Annotated in this window: 22 protein-coding genes; 17 read left to right on the forward strand and 5 right to left on the reverse strand. The window is 61.3% G+C overall.

Translation table 11 applies throughout. From position 1 onward, the window contains the following. Window positions 1-6: 6 nt before the first annotated feature. Window positions 7-2,373 carry a S9 family peptidase gene (locus KZ491_RS11450; protein ID WP_222565997.1) on the reverse strand — a complete coding sequence of 789 codons (2,367 nt, stop codon included), beginning with the start codon at window positions 2,371-2,373 and terminating at the stop codon, window positions 7-9. Between the two features lie 348 nt (window positions 2,374-2,721). Between KZ491_RS11450 and KZ491_RS11455 the strand changes: the two genes are divergently transcribed. The 13 genes from KZ491_RS11455 (at window position 2,722) to KZ491_RS11510 (ending at window position 12,137) form a co-directional block, all read left to right on the forward strand. Then, window positions 2,722-3,141: a hypothetical protein gene (locus KZ491_RS11455; protein ID WP_222565998.1), complete on the forward strand. Its 420-nt coding sequence runs from the start codon at window positions 2,722-2,724 to the stop codon at window positions 3,139-3,141. 588 nt (window positions 3,142-3,729) lie between these two features. Further along, complete coding sequence (locus KZ491_RS12995) at window positions 3,730-4,056, forward strand: DUF6804 family protein (protein WP_425493155.1); 327 nt, start codon at window positions 3,730-3,732, stop codon at window positions 4,054-4,056. Then, window positions 4,040-4,345: a hypothetical protein gene (locus tag KZ491_RS11460; protein WP_222565999.1), complete on the forward strand. Its 306-nt coding sequence runs from the start codon at window positions 4,040-4,042 to the stop codon at window positions 4,343-4,345. The genes KZ491_RS12995 and KZ491_RS11460 overlap by 17 nt, the downstream gene beginning before the upstream one ends. A 75-nt stretch (window positions 4,346-4,420) precedes the next feature. Next, the gene (locus KZ491_RS11465) at window positions 4,421-4,831 is read left to right on the forward strand and encodes a hypothetical protein (RefSeq protein ID WP_222566000.1); all 411 of its coding nucleotides are present in this window, start codon (window positions 4,421-4,423) and stop codon (window positions 4,829-4,831) included. A 457-nt stretch (window positions 4,832-5,288) separates the two neighbouring features. Next, window positions 5,289-5,738 (forward strand): DUF4265 domain-containing protein, encoded by a 450-nt coding sequence (locus KZ491_RS11470; protein ID WP_222566001.1) that lies wholly within the window; start codon window positions 5,289-5,291, stop codon window positions 5,736-5,738. A gap of 130 nt (window positions 5,739-5,868) precedes the next feature. Further along, the gene (locus tag KZ491_RS11475; RefSeq protein WP_222566239.1) at window positions 5,869-6,039 is read left to right on the forward strand and encodes a glycine zipper domain-containing protein; all 171 of its coding nucleotides are present in this window, start codon (window positions 5,869-5,871) and stop codon (window positions 6,037-6,039) included. Between the two features lie 619 nt (window positions 6,040-6,658). Continuing rightward, window positions 6,659-7,117 (forward strand): hypothetical protein, encoded by a 459-nt coding sequence (locus tag KZ491_RS11480; protein ID WP_222566002.1) that lies wholly within the window; start codon window positions 6,659-6,661, stop codon window positions 7,115-7,117. Between the two features lie 68 nt (window positions 7,118-7,185). After that, entirely contained in the window at window positions 7,186-7,629 is a 444-nt protein-coding gene (locus KZ491_RS11485; protein WP_222566003.1) for a hypothetical protein, read from the forward strand. A gap of 506 nt (window positions 7,630-8,135) precedes the next feature. Next, window positions 8,136-8,582, forward strand: coding sequence for a hypothetical protein (locus KZ491_RS11490; RefSeq protein WP_222566004.1), 447 nt, complete (start codon window positions 8,136-8,138; stop codon window positions 8,580-8,582). A gap of 115 nt (window positions 8,583-8,697) precedes the next feature. Continuing rightward, window positions 8,698-9,309 carry a DUF6338 family protein gene (locus KZ491_RS11495; RefSeq protein ID WP_222566005.1) on the forward strand — a complete coding sequence of 204 codons (612 nt, stop codon included), beginning with the start codon at window positions 8,698-8,700 and terminating at the stop codon, window positions 9,307-9,309. Window positions 9,310-9,683: 374 nt separating this feature from the next. Continuing rightward, window positions 9,684-9,926 carry a hypothetical protein gene (locus tag KZ491_RS11500; protein ID WP_222566006.1) on the forward strand — a complete coding sequence of 81 codons (243 nt, stop codon included), beginning with the start codon at window positions 9,684-9,686 and terminating at the stop codon, window positions 9,924-9,926. Between the two features lie 233 nt (window positions 9,927-10,159). Continuing rightward, window positions 10,160-10,486: an excalibur calcium-binding domain-containing protein gene (locus KZ491_RS12865; RefSeq protein ID WP_281421680.1), complete on the forward strand. Its 327-nt coding sequence runs from the start codon at window positions 10,160-10,162 to the stop codon at window positions 10,484-10,486. Between the two features lie 901 nt (window positions 10,487-11,387). Continuing rightward, entirely contained in the window at window positions 11,388-12,137 is a 750-nt protein-coding gene (locus tag KZ491_RS11510; protein WP_246606808.1) for a hypothetical protein, read from the forward strand. 452 nt (window positions 12,138-12,589) lie between these two features. Here the strand turns inward: KZ491_RS11510 and cls are convergent, their stop codons facing one another. Then, window positions 12,590-14,020: a cardiolipin synthase gene (cls, locus tag KZ491_RS11515; protein ID WP_222566008.1), complete on the reverse strand. Its 1,431-nt coding sequence runs from the start codon at window positions 14,018-14,020 to the stop codon at window positions 12,590-12,592. A 182-nt stretch (window positions 14,021-14,202) separates the two neighbouring features. On the opposite strand from cls, the gene KZ491_RS11520 reads away from it, so the two are divergent. Genes KZ491_RS11520 through KZ491_RS11535 form a run of 4 tightly spaced genes read left to right on the forward strand, consistent with a single transcriptional unit; the run spans window position 14,203 to window position 18,760 of the window. Then, a complete protein-coding gene (locus KZ491_RS11520; RefSeq protein WP_222566009.1) occupies window positions 14,203-15,423 on the forward strand; it encodes a beta-ketoacyl-[acyl-carrier-protein] synthase family protein in 1,221 nt (406 codons plus the stop codon). Further along, window positions 15,420-16,223, forward strand: a complete 804-nt coding sequence (locus KZ491_RS11525; protein WP_343225618.1) for a beta-ketoacyl synthase chain length factor — start codon at window positions 15,420-15,422, stop codon at window positions 16,221-16,223. The genes KZ491_RS11520 and KZ491_RS11525 overlap by 4 nt, the downstream gene beginning before the upstream one ends. Continuing rightward, window positions 16,216-17,064 carry a glycosyltransferase family 2 protein gene (locus KZ491_RS11530; RefSeq protein ID WP_222566240.1) on the forward strand — a complete coding sequence of 283 codons (849 nt, stop codon included), beginning with the start codon at window positions 16,216-16,218 and terminating at the stop codon, window positions 17,062-17,064. The genes KZ491_RS11525 and KZ491_RS11530 overlap by 8 nt, the downstream gene beginning before the upstream one ends. 4 nt (window positions 17,065-17,068) lie before the next feature. Next, the gene (locus tag KZ491_RS11535; RefSeq protein ID WP_222566010.1) at window positions 17,069-18,760 is read left to right on the forward strand and encodes an NAD(P)/FAD-dependent oxidoreductase; all 1,692 of its coding nucleotides are present in this window, start codon (window positions 17,069-17,071) and stop codon (window positions 18,758-18,760) included. On the opposite strand, the gene KZ491_RS11540 is transcribed toward KZ491_RS11535, so the two are convergent. The 3 genes from KZ491_RS11540 to KZ491_RS11550 all read right to left on the reverse strand — a co-directional run bounded on the left by KZ491_RS11540 (window position 18,757) and on the right by KZ491_RS11550 (window position 20,524). Beyond that, window positions 18,757-19,242 carry a hypothetical protein gene (locus tag KZ491_RS11540; RefSeq protein ID WP_193985329.1) on the reverse strand — a complete coding sequence of 162 codons (486 nt, stop codon included), beginning with the start codon at window positions 19,240-19,242 and terminating at the stop codon, window positions 18,757-18,759. The two genes, KZ491_RS11535 and KZ491_RS11540, sit on opposite strands and share 4 nt — an antisense overlap. A gap of 98 nt (window positions 19,243-19,340) precedes the next feature. After that, on the reverse strand, window positions 19,341-20,075 hold the full coding sequence (gene fabG, locus KZ491_RS11545; protein WP_222566011.1) for a 3-oxoacyl-ACP reductase FabG: 735 nt from the start codon (window positions 20,073-20,075) through the stop codon (window positions 19,341-19,343). A 53-nt stretch (window positions 20,076-20,128) separates the two neighbouring features. Further along, window positions 20,129-20,524, reverse strand: a complete 396-nt coding sequence (locus KZ491_RS11550) for a hotdog family protein (RefSeq protein ID WP_222566215.1) — start codon at window positions 20,522-20,524, stop codon at window positions 20,129-20,131. Between the last annotated feature and the right edge of the window lie 47 nt (window positions 20,525-20,571).

The raw sequence follows: 20,571 nt of genomic DNA on the forward strand, positions 1-20,571 counted from the left end.
GGCACTTCAGGGGGTGTCCGACTGCATCTTGTACTCGACCGGCGGCTGCGCACCCATCAGGTGGCGAACGAAGTAGTTCCAGCGACGCCGGGTCATGTAGCCGGTGTCCTTGCCGAAGCTGTGGCGCGCGTTGGGAAACAGCAGCAGGTCAAAGTCCTTGTTGGCCTTGATCAGCGCGTCCACCACCAGCAGCGTGTTGGAGGGATGCACGTTGCTGTCCATCATCCCGTGCGCCAGCAGCAGCTTGCCGCGCAGGTGGGCCGCGCGGTTCTGGTTGGCCTGGGCGTCGTAGTTGCTGCTGCCGTCCTCGGCGATGACCTCCAGGCCCATCCACTTCTCCGCCCAGTCGTCCTCGTAATTGCGGTTGTCGTGGTTGCCGGCCTGGGCGACGCCGACCTTGTAGAACTCCGGGTAGGTGAACATCGCATCGACCGTGGCATAGCCACCGCCGGAATGGCCCCAGACGCCGACACGGTCCAGGTCCATCCACGGAAAGCGCTCGCCCAGCTGGCGCAGACCGGCGACCTGGTCGGGCAGCGTGTTGTCGCCGATATCGCCATCGAAGGCGTCATGGAAGGCCTTGGAGCGCCACGGGGTGCCCATGCCGTCAATGGCGACGACGATGAAGCCCAGCTCGGCCAGCGCCTGGTGGTCGGCGCGGGCGACATTGAAGCTGCGCCCGCGCACCGAGCCGGTCTGCGGGCCCGGGTAGATGTAGTTCACCACCGGATACTTGCGCGACTCGTCCAGGTTGGTCGGGGTGAACATCATTCCGTACAGGGTGGTCTTGCCGTCGCGGGCGGTGACCGTAATGGACGTGGGCGGCACCCAGCCGGTGGCGCGCAGGCGGCTGTCGTCGGCGCGCGCGATCACTGCGATGTCGCTGCCGTCGTCGCTGCGACGCAGGCGCGTGACCGGTGGTTTCTGCGGGGTGGAATACGCATCGACGAAGTAGGTGCCGTCGGGCGACATCGTGATGGTGTGGTCGGCATCTTCCGGGGTCAGCAACTGCGGCTGGCCACCGTCGAAACCGACCTTGTAGAAGTGCTGGTAGTACGGATCGCAGCCGGGCTCCATGCCCACGCCTCGGAACCAGATCGTGCGGCTGTCCGGGTCCACCCGCAGCACCTGGGTCACGTTGCCCTCGCCGCGGGTGATCGCGTGCTTGAGCTTGCCGGTCGTCAGGTCGTGCAGGTACAGATGGCCCCAGTTGCTCTTCTCGCTGAACCAGATGAACTCGTTGCTGGCGGGCAAATAGTGCCAGTTGACCTTGCCGTTGCCGCTCTCGAAATAGGTCGGCGCGTGCTCGTGGTAAACCTCGCGCACCTTGCCGGTGGTCGCATCGGCCACCCGCAGCCAGGTGTCCTTGTGGTCGCGCGAGGTCGAGGCGAACGCCAGCGTCGCGCCATCGGGCGCCCACTGCACGTCCTCCCAGCCGCCGTCGCAACTGATGTCATCGCACAGGGTCGAGCGGTGCTGGTCGGGCGGCATGTCCAGACGCACCACCTTGCGGGCGGGCACGTCGATGATGACGCGCTCGATCATGGCCACGTGCTTGGCCCCCGCCAGCGGGTACTTCCAGCGCTCGACCTTGGGCAAGCCGACATTGGTGCCGACCAGCACCATCTCCCCGACCTTGCGCTGGTCCTGCTGGAAGGTGGCGATCTTGCTGGAGTCCGGCGACCAGACCAGGATCGCGCGATCGCTGTGGGTCCAACCGGCGTTGTCGGTGGCGTAGCCGTAGTCGGTGCGGCCATCGGTGGTCAGCTGGGTCTCCGCGCCCGTGTCGATGTCGCGCACCCACAGGTTCCAGTCGCGGATGAACGCGCCCAGCTTCTCATTGGGCGACAGGACCATCGGGGGCTTGGCGCCGGCATCCGCGTCCTGTGTCGCGGGCTTGCGGGTGTCGGCATCGACGGCGATGCAGGCGTTCTTATCGTGCAGGTCACATAGATAGCGCTGCTTGGCCACGGTGACGTCGAGGCGCCCGTCCTCGGCGACCTTGAACGCAGTGACTGCCAGCTTGGTCGCGTCCGTCGGCTTGCCGGTCACGTCCGCCAATGCTTTGGCGAGCAGCTCGCGGTCGAAGGCGTCGCTGATGGTCCCGGTGGCCGCGTCGACGCGGCGGAAGTGGTCGCCGTCAGCGTCGTGGTCCCGGAACCAGAAGTGGCCGTCGTCCTGCCAGACTACGGTGTTGACCGCATGGTCGAGCAGCGGCGTGGTGTTGTAGCCCATGAAGGCTTCCGCACGAACGTAGTCCTCAGCGGTGACGGACGGCATCGCGTGCTGCGCCCCCGCCGCTGGAGCGGCCGCTGCCAGCACCCCGCCGATCATGGCACCCAGAACCCGCGAACTGCTTTTGCCCACACCCATCGACCTCACTCCTGCCAGTGATTCCAAACGGGGTGATTGGAACACGGATGCATTGGCGGGTCATGCGGAGCAACGCGGAGGTTCGGGCTGGAATCAAACTTTCCACGCGTTTCGGGACCGCAGTTGCACCAATCGATCCGGAATGGGACGATCCGTGCCTTGGGGAGTACCGCCGCACTACATTCCAGATTAGACACCAGGATTAGACGACACCTGAGAGGTATGTCGTTGATCCGATCCGGTTATTCGTTGATACGGGACCCGAGTGGCGGGATTATACACGAGGAATAGGCACCACTTTGGTGTCGAATAGGTGTTAGGCGTCTGACACGCTTCCAGGGGACTGCAGTGTCTAGAGATGAACGGGTTTATATCTGTGGCATATCACTCGGCATTCTCTGGGATGTTGTGCAGCTTTCTGTAACTTGGAGCAATCCTGTTTTGAGGTTTGCTGGCATCGCCACGCTGCTCATCACAGCATTTGGATGGATGCGTGAGTACTACAACATCAATGAGATCGGTGACCGCTGGATGCTTGCCTATCTCATACCGGCAGCGATCATTTTCTTTGGCCTAGTCGGCGTCTTCTATGACATCCAGAATGCTGGTATTAGACTGGCCAATGGAAATGAAATTCAGAGAGCTGTGCCGCGAGCTGACTACGCTGCGGCCGTTATCTCACATTACCTTTCCATGGCTATCCCGTTAATTTCATTAGGTATAGCAAGCTTAGTTGGGTGGTTCAAAGGGCGTCGGGCAGACGCCTAACAAATCATTCAAGCCGAACACGCTTCGCGTGTCGGCTTAATTCAGGCGTTAGGCCTCGGAGCAGTTTTCGGGGTATGCTGATCCAGCAAGAAAACCAACCAGGGGAACCACCATGTATAAGCTAATTTTTGCTGTCGCTATCTTATCTGCTTCTAGCCTCGCCGCTGCACAATCGACATATTCGACTTACGGCAACACGACTTATCAAAACCAGAACGACGGTAACTCGTCGACGTACAGCACGTATGGAGATACCACGTATCGCAACGATACGTCCGGTACAAGCGGCACTTACCAAACCTACGGAAACACCACGTACCGCAACGACAGTGATGGGTACGGGACGTCGAGTCAGACTTACGGCAACACAACGTACACTAACGACAACCAAGGTAATAGCGCCACCACCACGCGATATGGCAATACCAGCTACACCAATGACAGTAATGGCAATCGCCGCACCTGCACTACTTACGGCAATCAAACCTACTGCAACTAATAGCCGGCGACCTCACAGGTCATTCAAGCCGAACCCGCTTCGCGGTTCGGCTTGATTCAGATGTTGGCTCAGCGGGGATAGATCACGATATGCGGACACACACCATCCTCTGGCTCGTGATAATCGCGGTGGCTGTGGCTCTCATTCCGTCGCTACCGTATGGCTACTACTCGGTAATGCGCTGGGTTGTCTGCGCATCGTGCGCATGGCTTGCACTCACTTCTTACCGCAGCGGACGAGAAGAGTTGGCTTGGTGCTGGGGGGTGATCGCAGGGATCTACAACCCAATATTTCCCGTACATGCCAATCGGGAGATTTGGTCTATCGTCAACGTCGCGACGATTGGGGTGGCGGCTTGGTATGGCTATAAAGTGGCACGACTCAACAGGGGGAAGGATCGTGGGGGAGAAGCGTGACAGCGCACTGGGTTGCGGGTTCGCAATCCTTTTGTTTGGTTTCGGCATAGTGCAGCTCGGCGCTGGCTGGGCCGGAATTGAGGATTCCTTTGGCTGGGGCTGGGGAGTTGCGGCAGCCTTTGCTGCAATTTTCTTCCGCTTCACCATCCCAATAGTTTTTGGCGCATTCCTTTGCGCCAAGTATATCTGGGGTTGGCATTGGTTTTTCGCGCTCCTTTTCGCGGCGCCGGGACTGCTCTTTATGGTGCCAGCGTTCTTTGCGTCACTTGCCAGTGCCGTGAAGCGCTAAGCAAACAATACATTAAAGCCGACGCCGCTTTGCGGCTCGGCCGAAGCCAGGCGTTAGACCCTACGGGAGGGGCCTATGCACACGCAGTCAAAACAGCCGTATCAGTGGTGGCGTTGGCCGCTCATGCCGCTTGCAGCCATAGCCGGCTCCGTGCTTGGAACAATTGTCATGGGGATCCTTATGTGGCTTGGAATGAAGCTGTCTGGTGGCTACAGCGAGGACGGGTGGTACTTCCGATACATCATGCCGGTGATCACCTCAGGTATTTTTGGTTACCTATACGCCACGATTTCATACACAGTAGCGCCATCCGGGAAACGAATCGCCGGAATTATAATGGTTACCGCACTCGGCATTTTCAGCGGCTTGAGCGCCATCTTGGGCTGGGTCATGCCCTCCTACTCCACCGGTCAAGCAATCCAAGCAACCGTTGCCAGCATCGCAACGATGATTGGTGCGGTAATGGCGCTAGCGGACCCTGACTAGCTAGGGGGTGATCTATACATCAAGTGCGACAAACGCCTAACAGGTTGTTCAAGCCGGACCCCCGTATTCCCATTTTCGGGCAGAGTCATTGCTCCATTTCCACCAACCTCCGCCCAACTCGTCGGGGGTCGGCTTAACTACGGTGCTAGGGCTCATGGGCGGGATCCTTGAAGTTGCAGCGTGGCTATTGCTTGCAGCGTTGGCAATTTATTGCCTGTGGCATGGTGGGCGAGCCTTGCTAACCGGAGCCGTGGACTCCCCAACTGCCTTGAGTCCAGGACTCACGAAGCGATCGGAAGCGCCTTTTAGCTTTTGGGTCCAAGTCGGCTTCTGGCTTGTTGGCGCGGCCGTGATTGGCTACAACTTGGTCAACTGGGCTCTCAACACAATTGAGGCCTAACAAATCATTCAAGCCGAACCCGCTTCGCGGGCCGGCTTAATTCTGGTGTTAGGCGCCATGGAACCTGTGCAGCAACTGACATTCTCTCTACACGTTGAAGACGACTGGCCGCCGGTAGCTGCGGAATGCCTGCCCGTGGAAGAGCATCTAGGCGGCTTCAGGCTCCTCTCACCACCGCTATTCGTGAAACGTCTCTCAGTCGGCGATGTGATTCGGGTCGAGGAGACAATCAACGATCAAGTCGTTGCCTGGACTGTGCAATCTGCATCCCAACATTCCACCATTTGGGCTATGGCATTCGGCGGTTTTGATCTCGGCCCGATCCTATCCAAAGCGCGAGCCCTTGGCTGCCACACTGCGACCTTCTCTAGTGGCGCATTGGCCGCAGTCGATGTCCCTCCTACCGTGACTGCGCACCAGCTCGATAGCATGCTGACAGGTTACGACGAGGCAGAACTCGCAGTAGTCTACCCGTCGTGGCGTCATGAGGAGTCGCTTGGCGCCTAACAATTCATTCAAGCCGACACCGCTTCGCGGCGCGGCTTAATTCAGGTGTTAGGCCGCTAGAGTCACCGCCGCAGTTGTGCCGCGAAGCTTCGAGCTTGGCAGTTCACTGCAATCTATGGAGACATCTTTGATGAGCGTGTCGCCTCGTTCCAAACAGAAGATGATCGGCGCTGGACTTGCAGTGGGTGCCGGCGTCGGCAGCGCCCTAGGTGTGGTTTTTGGCAACATGCCCATCGGACTAGCACTCGGCGTGGCCTTGGGCGTGCTTGCAGGTGCTGTGGCAGCAAAACGTGCGGATTGAACCATGTGACATGGGGTTGGCTGCAAACGCGGCCTAACGATTCATTCAAGCCGATGCCGCTTCGCGGCACGGCTTAATTCTGGTGTTAGACACTAAGAGAACTTCTGGCCCTATGAATACCTCGCAAGCCACGTTGCTGACGACCGCCACAGCTGCTTGCTGCGCGCTGGCATTGTTAGGAGCTAATACCGCGTGTGCCGAAGAGCCTCTGGCGAGTACTACCACGCTATGTGAGATTACTGTCTCTCCGTCGCACCTGAATTCTGAGGTCTCGTTCATAGCCGTTGCTTCAACCGACTTGCATCACGGCATCACCCTCTCGGATGCTGACTGTCCAAACGCAGGCGTTCGGCTTGGCCATGCGTCCGACAGCGCAGACCCAAGCGTCGAGCAATTCCTAACCCGTCTAAGCTCCGCGGCACCGCCTAATAAATGGCGCGACTTCACTGGTACCTTCACTGGTAGGCTTGAGCTCAATCCGGCGGGTAAGCCGCGCTTTACCCTTTCCGCAGTAGATGATTTCCGCGAGCTCCCGAATGGGCTTTAACCGGGCGCAGTCTAACTGGTCGTTCACGGAGTACGTACCGGGGGTCGGCTTAACTACGGTGTTAGGCAGCATATGAAAGCTCACTTGCTCTCAGTCGCTCTTGCTTTGACTTGGCTGCCCATCCAAGCCGCCCAGGCCAAAACGGATTCGCTTTGCGCTCCGCTCCGTGAATTCGTCAAATCTGTAAGACCTGACGAGAGCAAGACTTTTGAGTTCCACACCTCTTGGGGTCGCAACTTCAAGGACTCTGCGGAGCTAGCCATTTCCGCCAAGCGCTGCAATCACTTCGGCTACGGACCGGCAGAGGATGCGTGCACGTATCTGATGGAGCACGGGGCCACCGAGTTCTCGGACAATAATTTCAAGCGCGCCGTAGTCTGCCTTTCGCCCAAAACAAGGTTTGACTCCGGCCTATCCGTATCCGACGCTGTCATGTCCCTTTCCTACGGCAGCGCCGACGTAACCCTTGAGTTCTCTGAGGATTCGCAAACTGGCGGCATGGTTCTCAAAGTGGCAGCGGACGGCTACTAGGTCTGCTGCCTAACAATTCATTCAAGCCGGACCCGCTTCGCGGGTCGGCTTAATTCAGGCGTTAGACGGTGGAAAAAATGACTCGCGGATTGCTACTCAGAACACTCGCCGTCCTGCTCCCGTTCGCTGCGCCCGCGGCATACGGTCACGACCAACATGACTGGCTATTTGGTGAGTGGCTGCTCTGTGAGGACCCAGACGGCAGCCCAAAGGACGCTCTTCAGTTCAATTCCGACGGCACCGGCATGGTCGTTCGCCAGGACAAGCAGACCGAGTTTGTGCACCGTAGGTCTGGGGACCGCGTCGAGATGCTGGCCAATGCTAATGGTTACGCGATTCCGATCGACATGACTGCCTCCCCGGAGCGCGACAAGCTTCTGCTCTATAGCGATAAGACGGGAAGTACGTCCGCGTATATTCGCCGGGACAGCGGGTTGATGGAGAGTTGCACGGTCAAGTGGCCACCGTCTAACAATTCATTCAAGCCGACACCGCTTCGCGGCGCGGCTTAATTCAGGTGTTAGGCCGCTATGGATCACTCACCGCGCGTCCAGTTCTCAGTTCGCTACCGGCTCGGGGAGTATCTCAAGTTCGTAACGGAGCACGCATTCGATACGCAGGAAGAATTGCGCATGCTCCGCGGCGTGAGGCGACTTCTGTCGCGCATTGTGCTGCCAATTGTTGCAACGCTCGGTTTCGTGTACAAGTCGTCTCGCGTCGGCCGGTGTGACTTCATCGTTGCTGCCGCGGGCGTGAGCAGACGCACCAGACGCGGTCCAGGCTCTGTGCCTTGGTCCAGGGTAAAAGCAGTCCACACCTACAGTCTCGGCTTCCTGATCGAGCTAGAGAGCGGTGCCATGCCCATACCGTTCCGCGTACTCTCACCTGAGCAGCGCAGCCAGATATGTCAGTTGGCAGCCGGGCTGCTCGTTACGGGGGCGCAGCCTAACCATTCGTCCAAGCCGACGCCACTTCGTGGCGCGGCTTAACTCAAGCGTTAGCGCTCATAGGGGGTTTGATGTTACTTCTGCCGGAAACACGAAAAGCTTTTCTGGAGCATTGCCGCAATTTGAGTGGACAGGTGCTAATCCTCACCTTGACCATTGTTCTCGCGAATATCACCTCATTTCCGTCATGCGCTTTGCGAGACGTCGCACTACTTGTCGTGGTCGCTCTCATGGCTTGGCTTTACTGCTATTCAGTCGTAGCGAATGGCATGACATTTCTTGAGAACGCATTGCAAGAGACAATGAAAGCCCAGACAGTTCAGGATGCGGCTGCTGATGCAGAGTTGCCTCGGCTTACAAGGATGAGCATTTTCCTCAAGACAATGTGGTGTCACCGAAAACTTATTTGGAAAGAAGCGCTACTTGGTGTTCTCGTTGTGGCTGCTGGCGGCTTAATTTCGATAACCCTCGGGCTCGCATACGGAGTCAAGGTCGCCAAGGAACTCATTGGGGGGTGAGCGCCGCCTATTCGTTCAAGCCGAGACCGCTTCGCGGCTCGGCTAACGCGGTATCGTGTACCACAACGCCGTGCCGCTGCGCAGTCCGGCTTAACTCAGGTGTTAGCGCTCAGAAATGGCAGAACTGCAGACCGAGGCTATAAAGCTACTGACGTACTTGCTACCCGGCTTTACTGCCGCGTGGCTCTTTTATGGATTGACTTCCCACCAGAAGCCATCTCAGTTTGAGCGTGTAGTTCAAGCCTTAATCTTCACTTTTGTCGTTCAAGTGCTGCTGCAACCCTTGAGCTGGTTGCTACTACTAATTGGTAAGAACATCCCAATTGGGTCTTGGGGCAAAGGTGCTGAACTATTCTGCTCTCTGGTGCTCGCGTTGGCGCTCGGCGGGTTTGTCGCCTACTTCACCAACAATGATTCCTTCCACAAGCTGCTTAGGCGCTGGGGATTCACTTCCAGAACTTCACACCCCTCTGAGTGGTTCTGCGCGTTTACGGATCACGTCACCTACGTCATTCTCCATCTGAGAGATGGGCGTAGGCTTTATGGCTGGCCAAAGGAATGGCCCATCGATCCGCAACAAGGCCAGTTCTACATCCAAGTTCCAAGCTGGATTGGCGACGACGCTGAAGCAGTTGATCTTCCACAACTCGACGGCATCTTGGTTCACGTTAAAGATGTTGAATGGGTAGAGTTCATGAGGCACGAGGAGAAGCCAAGTGACAGATGATAGAAAAGAGCGCTATGAGCCGACTGAGCGCAAAGGGTCAAATCCCCCACCGCCGCGTGGCCCAAATTCCGGGAGCAACCCTTCACCTACCCGGCAAAGCAAGCCGACGCCTCCGCCAAACCCCCCGCCTGCAAAGAAGTAGGCTGACCTCTGCTTCGCAAGTCGGCTTAATTCAGGTGTTAGATACCCAAGAGAGGCCGAATATTCACAAGTATCTATTTGTCACGACGCTCTTGCTCGCTGCTTCTTTTGGCGCAAGCCATGCGCAAGGCATGGCAGATGAGGCTATTCGTGGAAAGGCATTGGCTGCTGCCATGAGCGAGTATCTTGCGGCATTTCACGTATGCCAGAATTACACCGGAGTCGAGCAGTAGATGGCGGCAAGGTCAATATCTACAAATCTGTTTGAAAGAGCTACGGGTGACCGCAATAAAGCCGTTATTGGTATTGACATGCTGGAAAGAAAGATCAACAGCCTAAAAGGGGGTGAACGTCTTGATAATCAGTTCAACGAGGACAGCTTACCACTCTCTGATCGCGCTGACTTTTGCTACAACCTCACGAGAGAGAGTAAGAATAAGCTTGATATTGAGCAGGCCAAGAGTGGACTCCTGTAAGTACGCGCCTAACAGTTCATTCAAGGCGAACGCGCGAAGTTCTGTACATAATATTCTGGGAAAATGGGTATATATGGTTGCGTAGATCTCAGCTCCCAACCCTCTAACTGGCCATTCAAGCGGAACCCACGAAGTCTCATTTCCAGACAGAGTCGTGGCTCTACTTCCGTCAGCCTCCGACCAGCGCGTTGCGGATCGGCTTAATTCCGGTGTTAGACCTCAGGGGGAGGTGCATGTCTAGCTGTAAAACATTGGTCGCCTTGGCTCTACTGTTGGTTTCGGCATCTGCAATTGGGCACAGCGGAGGCTTGAACAGCGATGGCTGCCACACCAATCGAAGTACGGGTGATTACCACTGCCACAGAGGTAGCTCTCCGAAACTTTCGTCTAGCTCACGCCAAACGCTGTCACCGACCAGGCTCGCCCCCGCACCGTCAAAAAGAGGGGTATTCCATAACTGTGCTGCAGCTCGGGCTGCAGGCGCTGCTCCGGTTCGTCGTGGCGATCCAGGCTACGGGCCGCACCTTGACCGAGACAACGATGGAATTGGATGTGAGTAGACTGCTTAAAGACACGCCCAACTGGTCATTCAAGCCGAACCCACGTCGAAGCATTTCCAGCCAGCGTCGTCGCTCGATTTCAATCAGCATCCGTCCCACGCATTGTGGCTCGACTTAATTCCGGTGTTAGAGAACAATAGCAACCAAGCAACCAATCAACCAGGGGGAAAAGTGGCTACATGCATCACCTGCGGCAAGGAAGAAGCTGCGTTTCTATCTAAGAAATGTCATTCCTGCATAGAGCTCGGCTTACTTCAAGACGGAGATAGCTCTTCATTTCAAGAGTTAAAAGAGAACTCGGCCTCGAGTACGCATCACCACCTAGCAAGGCTTCGCAGCAATAGCTGCTATCCAACTTTTCGCGGATTCATTCAGGTCTACACGCTACTCGGCTATTTGACAGCCGCGCTCGTTGCTATAACCGGAATCGTCGCAGGCCAGGTTGGCAATATTCTATTGGCGCTACCAGCATCAATCATGATTGCACTTCTCATCCGTGTGACCAAGGAGGCCTCTCTCATGCTCGCGGACATAGCGGACGCAACGATTGAATTGTCATTCGGGTCAGCTGGCGCATCTATCAGGTCCACGTCCAGGACCGTACAACCGACCACTCAGATTCTGCCGGAAGCTGATGCTACTTCAATGAATTGCTAGAGCGCTATCTTAAAAGGTGAGGAAATATAGTCGACAATTGAGTATCGCAGACTCAGTTGCGCAGCGCTTTTACCAAAGATGGGTCCAATAGCTTGTACAAACCTCTAACTGGTCATGCAAGCCGAGCCCGCGAAGCCTAATTTCCCGGCAGAGTTGCGGTTCCATTTCAATAAATATCCGGCTCGCAAACTGCGGGCCGGCTTAATTTCGGTGTTAGCCGTCACACATACAACTGGGGGATCTGATGAAAAGTTCAATGACTATTTTGTTGTGCTGCTTTGTGCTTGCAGCCTGCAGCAGCGCCAAGAACACACCTCTTCCGCGAGAGCTGGAGAATATGGACTCCATTAAGCCAGCGATGGAAAAACTTGAGCCGGAAGATCGGGAACTTGCAACCGGCTACATCATGCGCCACACAGTCGGCGCAAAAATGGGAGCCATATTTGGCGGCGCTGAGGGACCAGGCATCCCTGAAGGAATGACTATTGGTAAAGCTATCGAGGAACAACGCAAATTTATAGCTGATCAAGAAGCAGAAGAGCAAAAACAAGCTGCGCTCAAAGTCCTGTTACAAGCCCAACGCGAGGCAGCGATAAAGCCCATGCGGGAGGCAGTAACTGTAACTCTGGTATCAAAGAGAATTAACCCAGAATATGGCTACAGCGGCATACTCATGGATGAAAATCTAGAAGTAATTTTTGGCTACAAGAACAACACACAAAAAGATATTTCTGGCGTTAAGGGCTATGTGTCTGTCCGCGATTTATTCGGTGACGAGCTGTCCGGCTTCGCAATCTCTAACGATGACACGATTCCAGCCGGCGAAAGCATAACGTGGACTGGCTCGCGTTCTGTCAAATATGCAGTCGGTGACAACAAAGATCGCAAATTGGCGGAGCTTGATGACTCGAAATACAAAGTAAACTGGGAGCCTCGAATGATTGTCTTTGCTGACGGCACAAAGTTAGAAGTCCCAACAGGCAGCGACGGCTAGCAATTCATTCAAGCCCCCCCTTCTCGGCAAGGCTTAACTCAGGCGTTATTCCGCTAATCCAGCAATCAAGTTAGCCGTCAGGATCCAGCCCCAGAGGGCGGGCTTTCAGACTCGGGCGCTAGGGCTTCTGGCTCCTTCTTCGGAACAAATTGCTCGGCGTGTGGTGCTCTGAGCTATATAAACGGCCAGTCCTTTCTCGGCAGCCCGGGCTTTCGGCTCCATGTTCCGCACAAATGCCTCGGGCGCTGGAGCTCAGGACTCGGCGGTCGGTGCTGTAGGCTCCAGCTTCGGAGCAAGCAGCTCGGGGGTCGGAGCTCAAAGCCCCATCGGCGGGCCTTTCTGCTCAGCTTCCGGGGTGCTGAGCGCGATGAGTGCACCGCCCTTGTCCGTGGCTGCCGGTTGTCGCACCTATTTCACGAGTGCGTGATTGGCGGGTCAGCTTATGCATCGAACTAAAGCACCGGCCCAACCGTCGCGATCACGTTGTTCCATATCCGCCGGTACCACGGCCACGCCAGCACGGCTGGCAACAAAACCTGTTCAGACCGTCGGATGTAATCCTGCTGACGCTCGAATATCGCATTCGTGACCACCTCGTCCTGCAACAGGATGTTGTTCTCGTAATTTAGGTCAAAGCTGCGCAGGTCCAGGTTGGAAGACCCCACCACCGAGACCTTGCCGTCAATCGTCATGGTCTTGGCGTGCAGCAGGCCACCCTCGAACTCATGGATCACGCACCCTGCGTCCAGCAGCCGGTGGTAGTAGCTGTGGCTGACGGCGGCCACGATCCAACTGTCGTTCACCTTGGGGAAGATGAGCGTCACCGCGACCCCGCGATAGGCAGCCGCGCACAGGGCGTCCGTCAATGTCGTGTCCGGCACGAAGTACGGGGTGGAAATGGTCAGGTCGCGGTCCGCGCTGGCGATCAGATTCGCAAACAGCTGGGGCGTCGCGCCGCGCCGTCCGGTCGGCCCGACACCCATGACCTGCGCGGGAAAGCCGCCCGTCACTGGCTGCGCCAGCAGATCGAACCCGTCGAGTGACTCACCCGTGGCTTGCATCCAGTCACTGGCAAACAGCAGCTGGTTCTGCGCCGCCACCGGGCCGGTAAAGCGCAGCATGATGTCGACCCAGGGCGCGTATTTGGCCTTGGGCAGAAACTCGGGATCGGCCAGGTTGCGACTGCCGCAATAGGTAATGTGTCCGTCGATCACGATGATCTTGCGGTGGTTGCGCAGGTCGACGCGGCTGGTGACAAAGACGCGCACCAGATTCCGGAACGACAGCGCGATTGCACAGTGGACCCCCGCCTCACCCATCCGCTTCCAGAGCGCGGACTTGACCATGGCCCTCGACCCCATGCCGTCGGCCATGGCGCGACAGGTCACGCCCCGTCTGGCGGCACGCATCAAGGCCTCGGCGATCTGCGTGCCGGTGTGGTCTTCCAGCCAGATGTAGGACAGCAGGTGGACCTGAGCGGTCGCCGCATCGATGTCGGCCACCATCCGGCGCAGGGTTTCGTCGCCATCCGCCATCAGGTCGGCGGCATTGCCCTCGACCGGATGGAACCCGTTGATCGAGGCGGCGTAGCGGAACGCCGGCCGATAGAGCGGGTCGATCAGCGTTTCGGACGCACCGGGTGCGCCCATGAATGCGGAGGCCTTGGTCCTGATCTCGGCGGAGACTTTCCGATGCCGGCGCCTGGCACTGCGGCCAATGGCGATCTCGCCGAACAGGAAGTAGATCACCGTACCGAAGTAGGGCAACAGGATCAGGACCACGAACCACGCCAGGCGCGCCGGCGGCGACAGATCGTCGCGCAGCAGGATGCGGACCACGATGGCCAGGACCAGGATGGTGTGGAAGGCGAAAAACAGCGTCATCGGTGCCGTACCAATCTCCGGTGTGCAGGAAACCGCGTGCATCACCCTACACACCCGGGCGCCCCCTGTTCACCCTGTCCGGTCGCGGCCGCTGGCTATACTCCGCGTCAACCCGCGTTTCCTTCCACCCCGCACAGGACAGCCGCTTGCCAGTCGCGCCATTGACCCCCGTGCCATCGCCGATGCCACCGCTCGCCGTGCGGGCCTGGAGCGCGACCACCGCGCTGGGCCGCGGCGTGAAGGCGCAGCACGCCGCGCTGATGGAGCGCCGCAGCGGGCTGCAGCCCAACGACTTCGGTCCCGTCAACGCGGACGGCGTGCCCCTGCCGTGCTGGATCGGCCGTGTCGCCGGGATCGAGGACGCGCCGCTGCCGGCCGAGTTCGCACGCTGGGAGTGCCGCAACAACCGCCTGGCATGGCTGGCGCTGCAGCAGGACGGCATGCTCGAGGCGGTCCGCGATGCGGTCAGTCGCCACGGCGCAGAACGCGTTGCGCTGGTGATCGGCACTTCGACTTCGAGCATCGGCGCCAGCGAGGAGGCCTATCGCGACCTGCGGCCCGACACCGACGGCACACCCGCGTTTCCGCCCGAGCTGGCCCGCCCGATCGTGCATACCGTGCATTCGCTGGGCGACTTCGTGCAGCAGGTCAGCGGCGCGCGCGGCCCCTGCATCACCGTGGCCACGGCCTGCTCTTCCAGCGCCAAGGTGTTCGCCCAGGCGGCCCGGCTGATCGAGGCCGGCGTGGTCGATGCCGCGCTTGTTGGCGGCGTGGACACCCTGTGCGGCAGCGTCCTGTACGGCTTCAACTCGCTGCAACTGGTCTCGGCGGAGCCGTGTCGACCCTTCGATGCCGACCGCGACGGTCTGTCGCTGGGCGAGGCAGGCGGGTTTGCCCTGCTGGAACGCGTACCGGCCGGCGCGCAGGCGCCGCGCGCGCTGCACCTGCTCGGCTACGGCGAGTCCAGCGACGCTCACCACATGTCCTCGCCGCACCCGCAGGGTCTGGGCGCGTTGCAGGCGATGAACGATGCACTGGCGCGGGCGGGCATCGCCCCGGCGCAGGTCGATTACCTCAACCTGCACGGCACCTCGACCCCGGCCAATGACCGCATCGAGGCGGCCGCGGTGGCCAGCCTGTTCCCGGCGCAGCTGCACGCCAGTTCAACCAAGGGCTGGACCGGGCACACCCTGGGCGCGGCCGGCATCGTGGAGGCGGTGTTCTGCCTGATCGCGCTCCAGCACGGCACGCTTCCCGGCATCCTCAACAGCACCACGCCGGACCCCGCCTGCGGTCCGCAGATCCGCTTCGACAACGCGCAGGCGTCGATCCAGGTGGCGATGACCAACTCGTTCGGATTCGGCGGCAACAACGCCTCGCTGGTGTTCGGGGTCCCGGCGTGAGTGCACTGGTCGCCACCATTGAAGGCGTGGGTTTCTGGACCACGGGCCTGCCCGCCTGGGACAGTGCCCGCGACTTTGTCCGCGAGGGCCGGTTGCCCGAGGCGCCACCGGCACGTCCGTCGCCGCAGTTACTGGCACCCAACGAGCGCCGCCGCGCGCCGGGCACCGTCGCGGTCGCCCTTGAAGTCGCGCTGGCCGCGTGCGAGGTCGCCGGGCGCGACCCCGCGTCATTGCCGTCAGTGTTCGCCTCCACCCACGGCGAACTGGCGATCACCGACTACATGTGCGCCACCCTGGCGGACCAGCCGGCGACGATCTCGCCGACCCGTTTCCACAACTCGGTCCACAACGCCGCCGCCGGCTACTGGAGCATCGGTACCGGTGCGACCGCGGCCACCACCGCGATCAGTGCCTACCAGGCGACATTTGCCCAGGGCCTGCTCGAGGCACTGGTGCAACTGGCGACCGGCGTGCCCGCAGTGTTGCTGGTCGCCTACGACGGGCCCTCGATCGGACCGCTGGGGAAAGTTTCACCCAGCGCCGGTCTGCTTGGCGGCGCGCTGGTGTTATCCAACCGCGAGCGCGCCGGAGCGACGCGACTGGCGGCCACGCTGACCGATGGTGATGCGCCGTCCACCGCCGGGCCGCTGGCGGCGCGCGATGCCGGCAACGCCATGGCGCAGATGCTGGGGCTGTTTGACGCGCTGGCGTCCGGCGATCAGCACGCAACCCTATTCGCCGGCGCCGGGCGGATACTCCAGCTGTCGCTGCAGCAAACGGGAGTGGAACGCCGTGGCTGAACGCCTCCATCGGGACAACATCGTTGTCGTGATTCCCGCGCTCAACGAGGCCCTGCGCATCCGCGAGGTCGTGGCCGGCGCGCTCCGCCAATGCGCCAACGTGATCGTGGTCGATGATGGCTCCGACGATGACACGGTGGCCCGGATCGCCGCCCTGCCGGTGACCGTGCTGCGCAACCGGCAACGGCAGGGCAAGGGCGCCAGCCTGCGCCGCGGTTTCCAGGCCGCGCTTGACTCCGGTGCCAAGGCGGTGCTGACCATGGACGGCGACGGCCAGCACCTCGCCGACGACATTCCGCGCCTGATTGAAGCGGGCAACCTGTATCCCGATCACATCGTCATCGGTGCGCGGCTGCGGCGGCGCTCGCAGCAACCGCGCTACCGACGTGCGGCCAATGCATTCGCCGACTGGGGCATCGCCTGGGGTACCGGCTACCAGATCGCCGATACCCAGAGCGGGCAACGCCTGTATCCGGCCGAAGTCGCGGCACTGGGGGATGTTCCCGGAGAGGACTTCGTGTTCGAGGCGCAGATCCTGATCTCGGCGGCGCGCACGCTGGGGACCCGCTGCGTGTCGGTGCCGATCGAGTCGCGCTACGCCGTCACCGCGCCTGCCTCCGCGCGCGGCGTGGCTGACGACACCGCCGTGCAGTTCCGACGCAGCCACTTCCGCCCGCTGCGCGACTTCACCCGCATCACCAGCCACGTCATCGGCCAGTGCTGGGACACCCGCCGCATGCCGGCGATCCTGCGCCAGATCCGCGCCAACCCGGCGCTGATCCACGATCCCGCCGGCGACTTCGCCCCCGTGCGCGACCACCCCCACGCCTCCAAGAGCTGACCCTATGCCAGACCCGCACGCGAACATCGATGTACTGATCCTCGGCGGCGGACTGGCAGGACTGAGCCTGGCGATCGAACTGAAGCGTCGCGATCCGGCAATCTCCATCACCGTGCTGGAGCGCAACACGCACCCGGCACCGGAGGCGGCGTTCAAGGTCGGTGAGTCCACGGTCGAGATCGGCGCCCACTACTTCAGCACCGTGCTCGGGCTGAGCGAGCATCTCGACAGCCGCCAGATCCGCAAGTTCGGGTTCCGGTTTTTCTTCAGCGACGGACGCGAGGATATCGACGCGACCACCGAGGTTGGTGTGCGCCACGCGCTGCCGATGATGTCCTGGCAGCTCGATCGCGGACGCTTCGAGAATTTCCTCGGCGAGCATGCAGCGTCTTTAGGTGTCGACTTCCGCCAGGGCTGCAAGGTTCTTGCTGTGGACCTGGCCGAGCCGGGAAGCGACGGCGCGCATCAGGTCCGCCACGTACAGGACGGTGTCGAATCGGTGTCGACGGCGCGCTGGGTCGTGGATGCCAGCGGTCGCGCCGCCCTGCTCAAGCGCAAGCTGGGGCTGGCCAAACCGCACCCGCACGATGCCAACGCGGCGTGGTGGCGGGTCGAGGGACGTCTGGATCCGGGCAGCTGGTCGTCCGACCTCGACTGGAAGCAGCGCTGCCAGCCGGCGGAGCGCTGGCGCTCGACCAATCACCTGTGCGGCCCCGGCTACTGGTTCTGGATGATCCCGCTGGCATCCGACGTGCACTCGTTGGGCATCGTCTGCGACGCGCGGATGCACCCGCTGGACACCATCAACAGCCACGACAAGGCGATGGCCTGGCTGCGCGAACACCAGCCCCGCGTCGCCCAGGCGCTCGACGCCCCGCAGCACGCGGTGCGCGACTTCCGCTTCCTGCGCCATTTCAGCCACGACTGCGAGCAGGTGTTCTCGGCCGAGCGCTGGGCGATCACCGGCGAGGCCGGGCTGTTCCTGGACCCGTTCTACTCACCGGGCAGCGACTTCATCGCGATCAGCAACGGCTACATCTGCGAGCTGATCGGGAAAGACCGCGCCGGCGCGCGTATCGGCGCCCACGCCGAGCTCTACCAGCAGCTGCTGTTCTCGTTCTTCGACAACACGATGAGTCTGTACCAGGACCAGTACCCGCTGTTCGGCGACGCGCTGGTGATGCCGCTCAAGGTGGTCTGGGACTACACCTACTACTGGTCGGTGCTGGCGCCGCTGTACACCGCGGGCAAGATTGCCGACCTGTCGCTGATGGGGCGGCTGCGCAAGCCCCTGGAGCGCGCGACCGCGCTCAACAAGACGACGCAGGTCCTTCTGCGCGGCTGGGGCGAGGCCAACGCCGCCGCCGGCTACGCCCCGCCCGATGGGCGCGAGCTGGACCAGTCGGCGATCGGGTGGTTCCGCGATCTCAACGGGGCGTTGCTGGACAGTCCCGACGACGCGGAACTGTCCGCACGGATCCGCGCCAACGTCGAGCGCATGGAAGTGCTCGCCAGCGAGATGGCGCAGCAGGCCTGCCGCCAACACCCGGCCCTGTCCGGGATGAGTCCGGTGGACGGAACCGCTGCCGCCGATGCCACGGCAATGTTGCTGCCGCCGGTCTGGTACGGCCTGGAAGACCTTCCTCCTGCCGGCCAGGCGGCGTCACCGACGCCTGGCGTGGCCCTGACGGCCTAGTTGCGCGGCGGCTGGCTGCCGGGCGTGACCGTCGGCCGATAGTCCATCGGCGGCGGATCGAAGACGTAGATCGCGATCCCGGCGGCATGGGTCGGCGACGGGCTGACGTTGACACCGATACCACCGCCCACCGAGCTGCGCCGACCGTAGCTGCTGCTGCCCACGCCGATACCGACGTTGCTGCCGCCGTAGCCCTGCGCGGCGCCCTGGAACAGCACGCCGTTGGCACCCACCTGGGCGGCGGACGCGCGCAGCTTGCCCATGACCTCGTTGGTCTTGTTCTGCTCGCCGTAGGTCAGCGCGCCGCTGGCCGTGCTCAGCATCGCAATTTCCTCGTAGCGACCCGGCGGCGGGGTGTAATAGATGCGCACCTGCTCGGGCGCCACGGCCGGGCGGGCCGGGCCGAGCATTGTTCGCGACGTGGTTGCGCAACCACTGGCCGCAACGGCCAGACAGACGATCAATGCGGTCTTGACGTGCACGATGGCATTCCTCCTGCGATGCGGCCCGGACGCCCCGGAACCGGTGTTCGGCACTCCGATTATGTCGCGCGCACGCGGCACGCGCAGGTGAAGCCGGCTCATCCCATGCCGCCGTTGATGCCGATCACCTGGCCGTTGATGTAGCCCGCCGCGTCGGAACACAGGAAGCCCACCAGCGCGGCGACCTCCTCGGGACGTCCCGCGCGCCCTGCCGGGACCATCTGCTTGAGCACGTCGGCAGGAAACGCGTCCCCCGCCATGCGCCCTTCGATCACCCCCGGCGCGACCACGTTGACGCTGATGCCGCGGCTGGCCATCTCACGGGCGAGCGACTTGCTGGCGCCGTGCAGGGCCGACTTGGCCGCCGCGTAGTTGACCTGGCCACGGTTGCCCAGCACGGCGGCGACCGAGGAAACGCTGACGATGCGTCCCCAGCGGCCGCGCGCCATCGGCAGCAGCAGCGGCTGGGTGACGTTGAAGAAACCGTGCACGGAGACATTGATCACGCGCCGCCACTGCTCCTCGCTCATCCCCGCCATCGGGCCGTCCTCGTGGATGCCGGCGTTGTTGACCACCACCGGAATCGGTCCGTCCGCGAGCAGGCCTTCAAGCGCCGCGCGCGTCGCCGCGCCATCGGCGACATCGAACGCGACCGCCTGGGCACTGCCGCCTTCGTGGTGGATCGCGGCAACCACCTGCTCGGCACGGGCCAGGTTGGCGTTGGCGTGGACGATCACGTGCATGCCGTCGGCGGCGAGGCGGGCGCAGATCGCGCCACCGATGTCGCCGCTGCCGCCGGTCACCAGCGCGCGCCGCGGAAAGGATGAAGTCATGGCGTACCTCCTGTAGTGGGCGATTGTCGCCCATCGGGCTTGCGCAGGGACGGTCAGTCCGGTTGCGTGGCCGGCGCGGGCATCACCGCCGCGCGGCCTTCGGCCAGCAGTGCACCGGCGTGCAGGATGCGGAACTGGTACTGCCAGCCGCTGTCGCCGTCCATCAGCAGGCGCGCCTCGCCTTCCAGAGCACCGGGCAGGTCGTCGATCCGGCCCACATGCAGCGCCACCCCGCGCAATGCGACCAGCAGGCCGGGCCGGGCGACGCCGCCGGCGCGGCTGGCACGCAGGCCACCGTGCACCGCCATCGCCTGCGCACCGTATTCGCACAGGTGCACCGCGCGCAGGCGGCCACCGCTGCGCAGCGGATGCGCGGGATCGCGGTGCCGCTCGGCAAGCAGGCGGATGCTGGCGTCGTCCCATTCCAACACGCGGTCCCACAGGCTCATGGCGCCCTGGTGCGGGATCAGGCTGGCGATCCGATCCGCGTCGATGG

It is taken from the genome of Novilysobacter antarcticus (assembly GCF_019802285.1).
Classification (GTDB): domain Bacteria; phylum Pseudomonadota; class Gammaproteobacteria; order Xanthomonadales; family Xanthomonadaceae; genus Novilysobacter; species Novilysobacter antarcticus.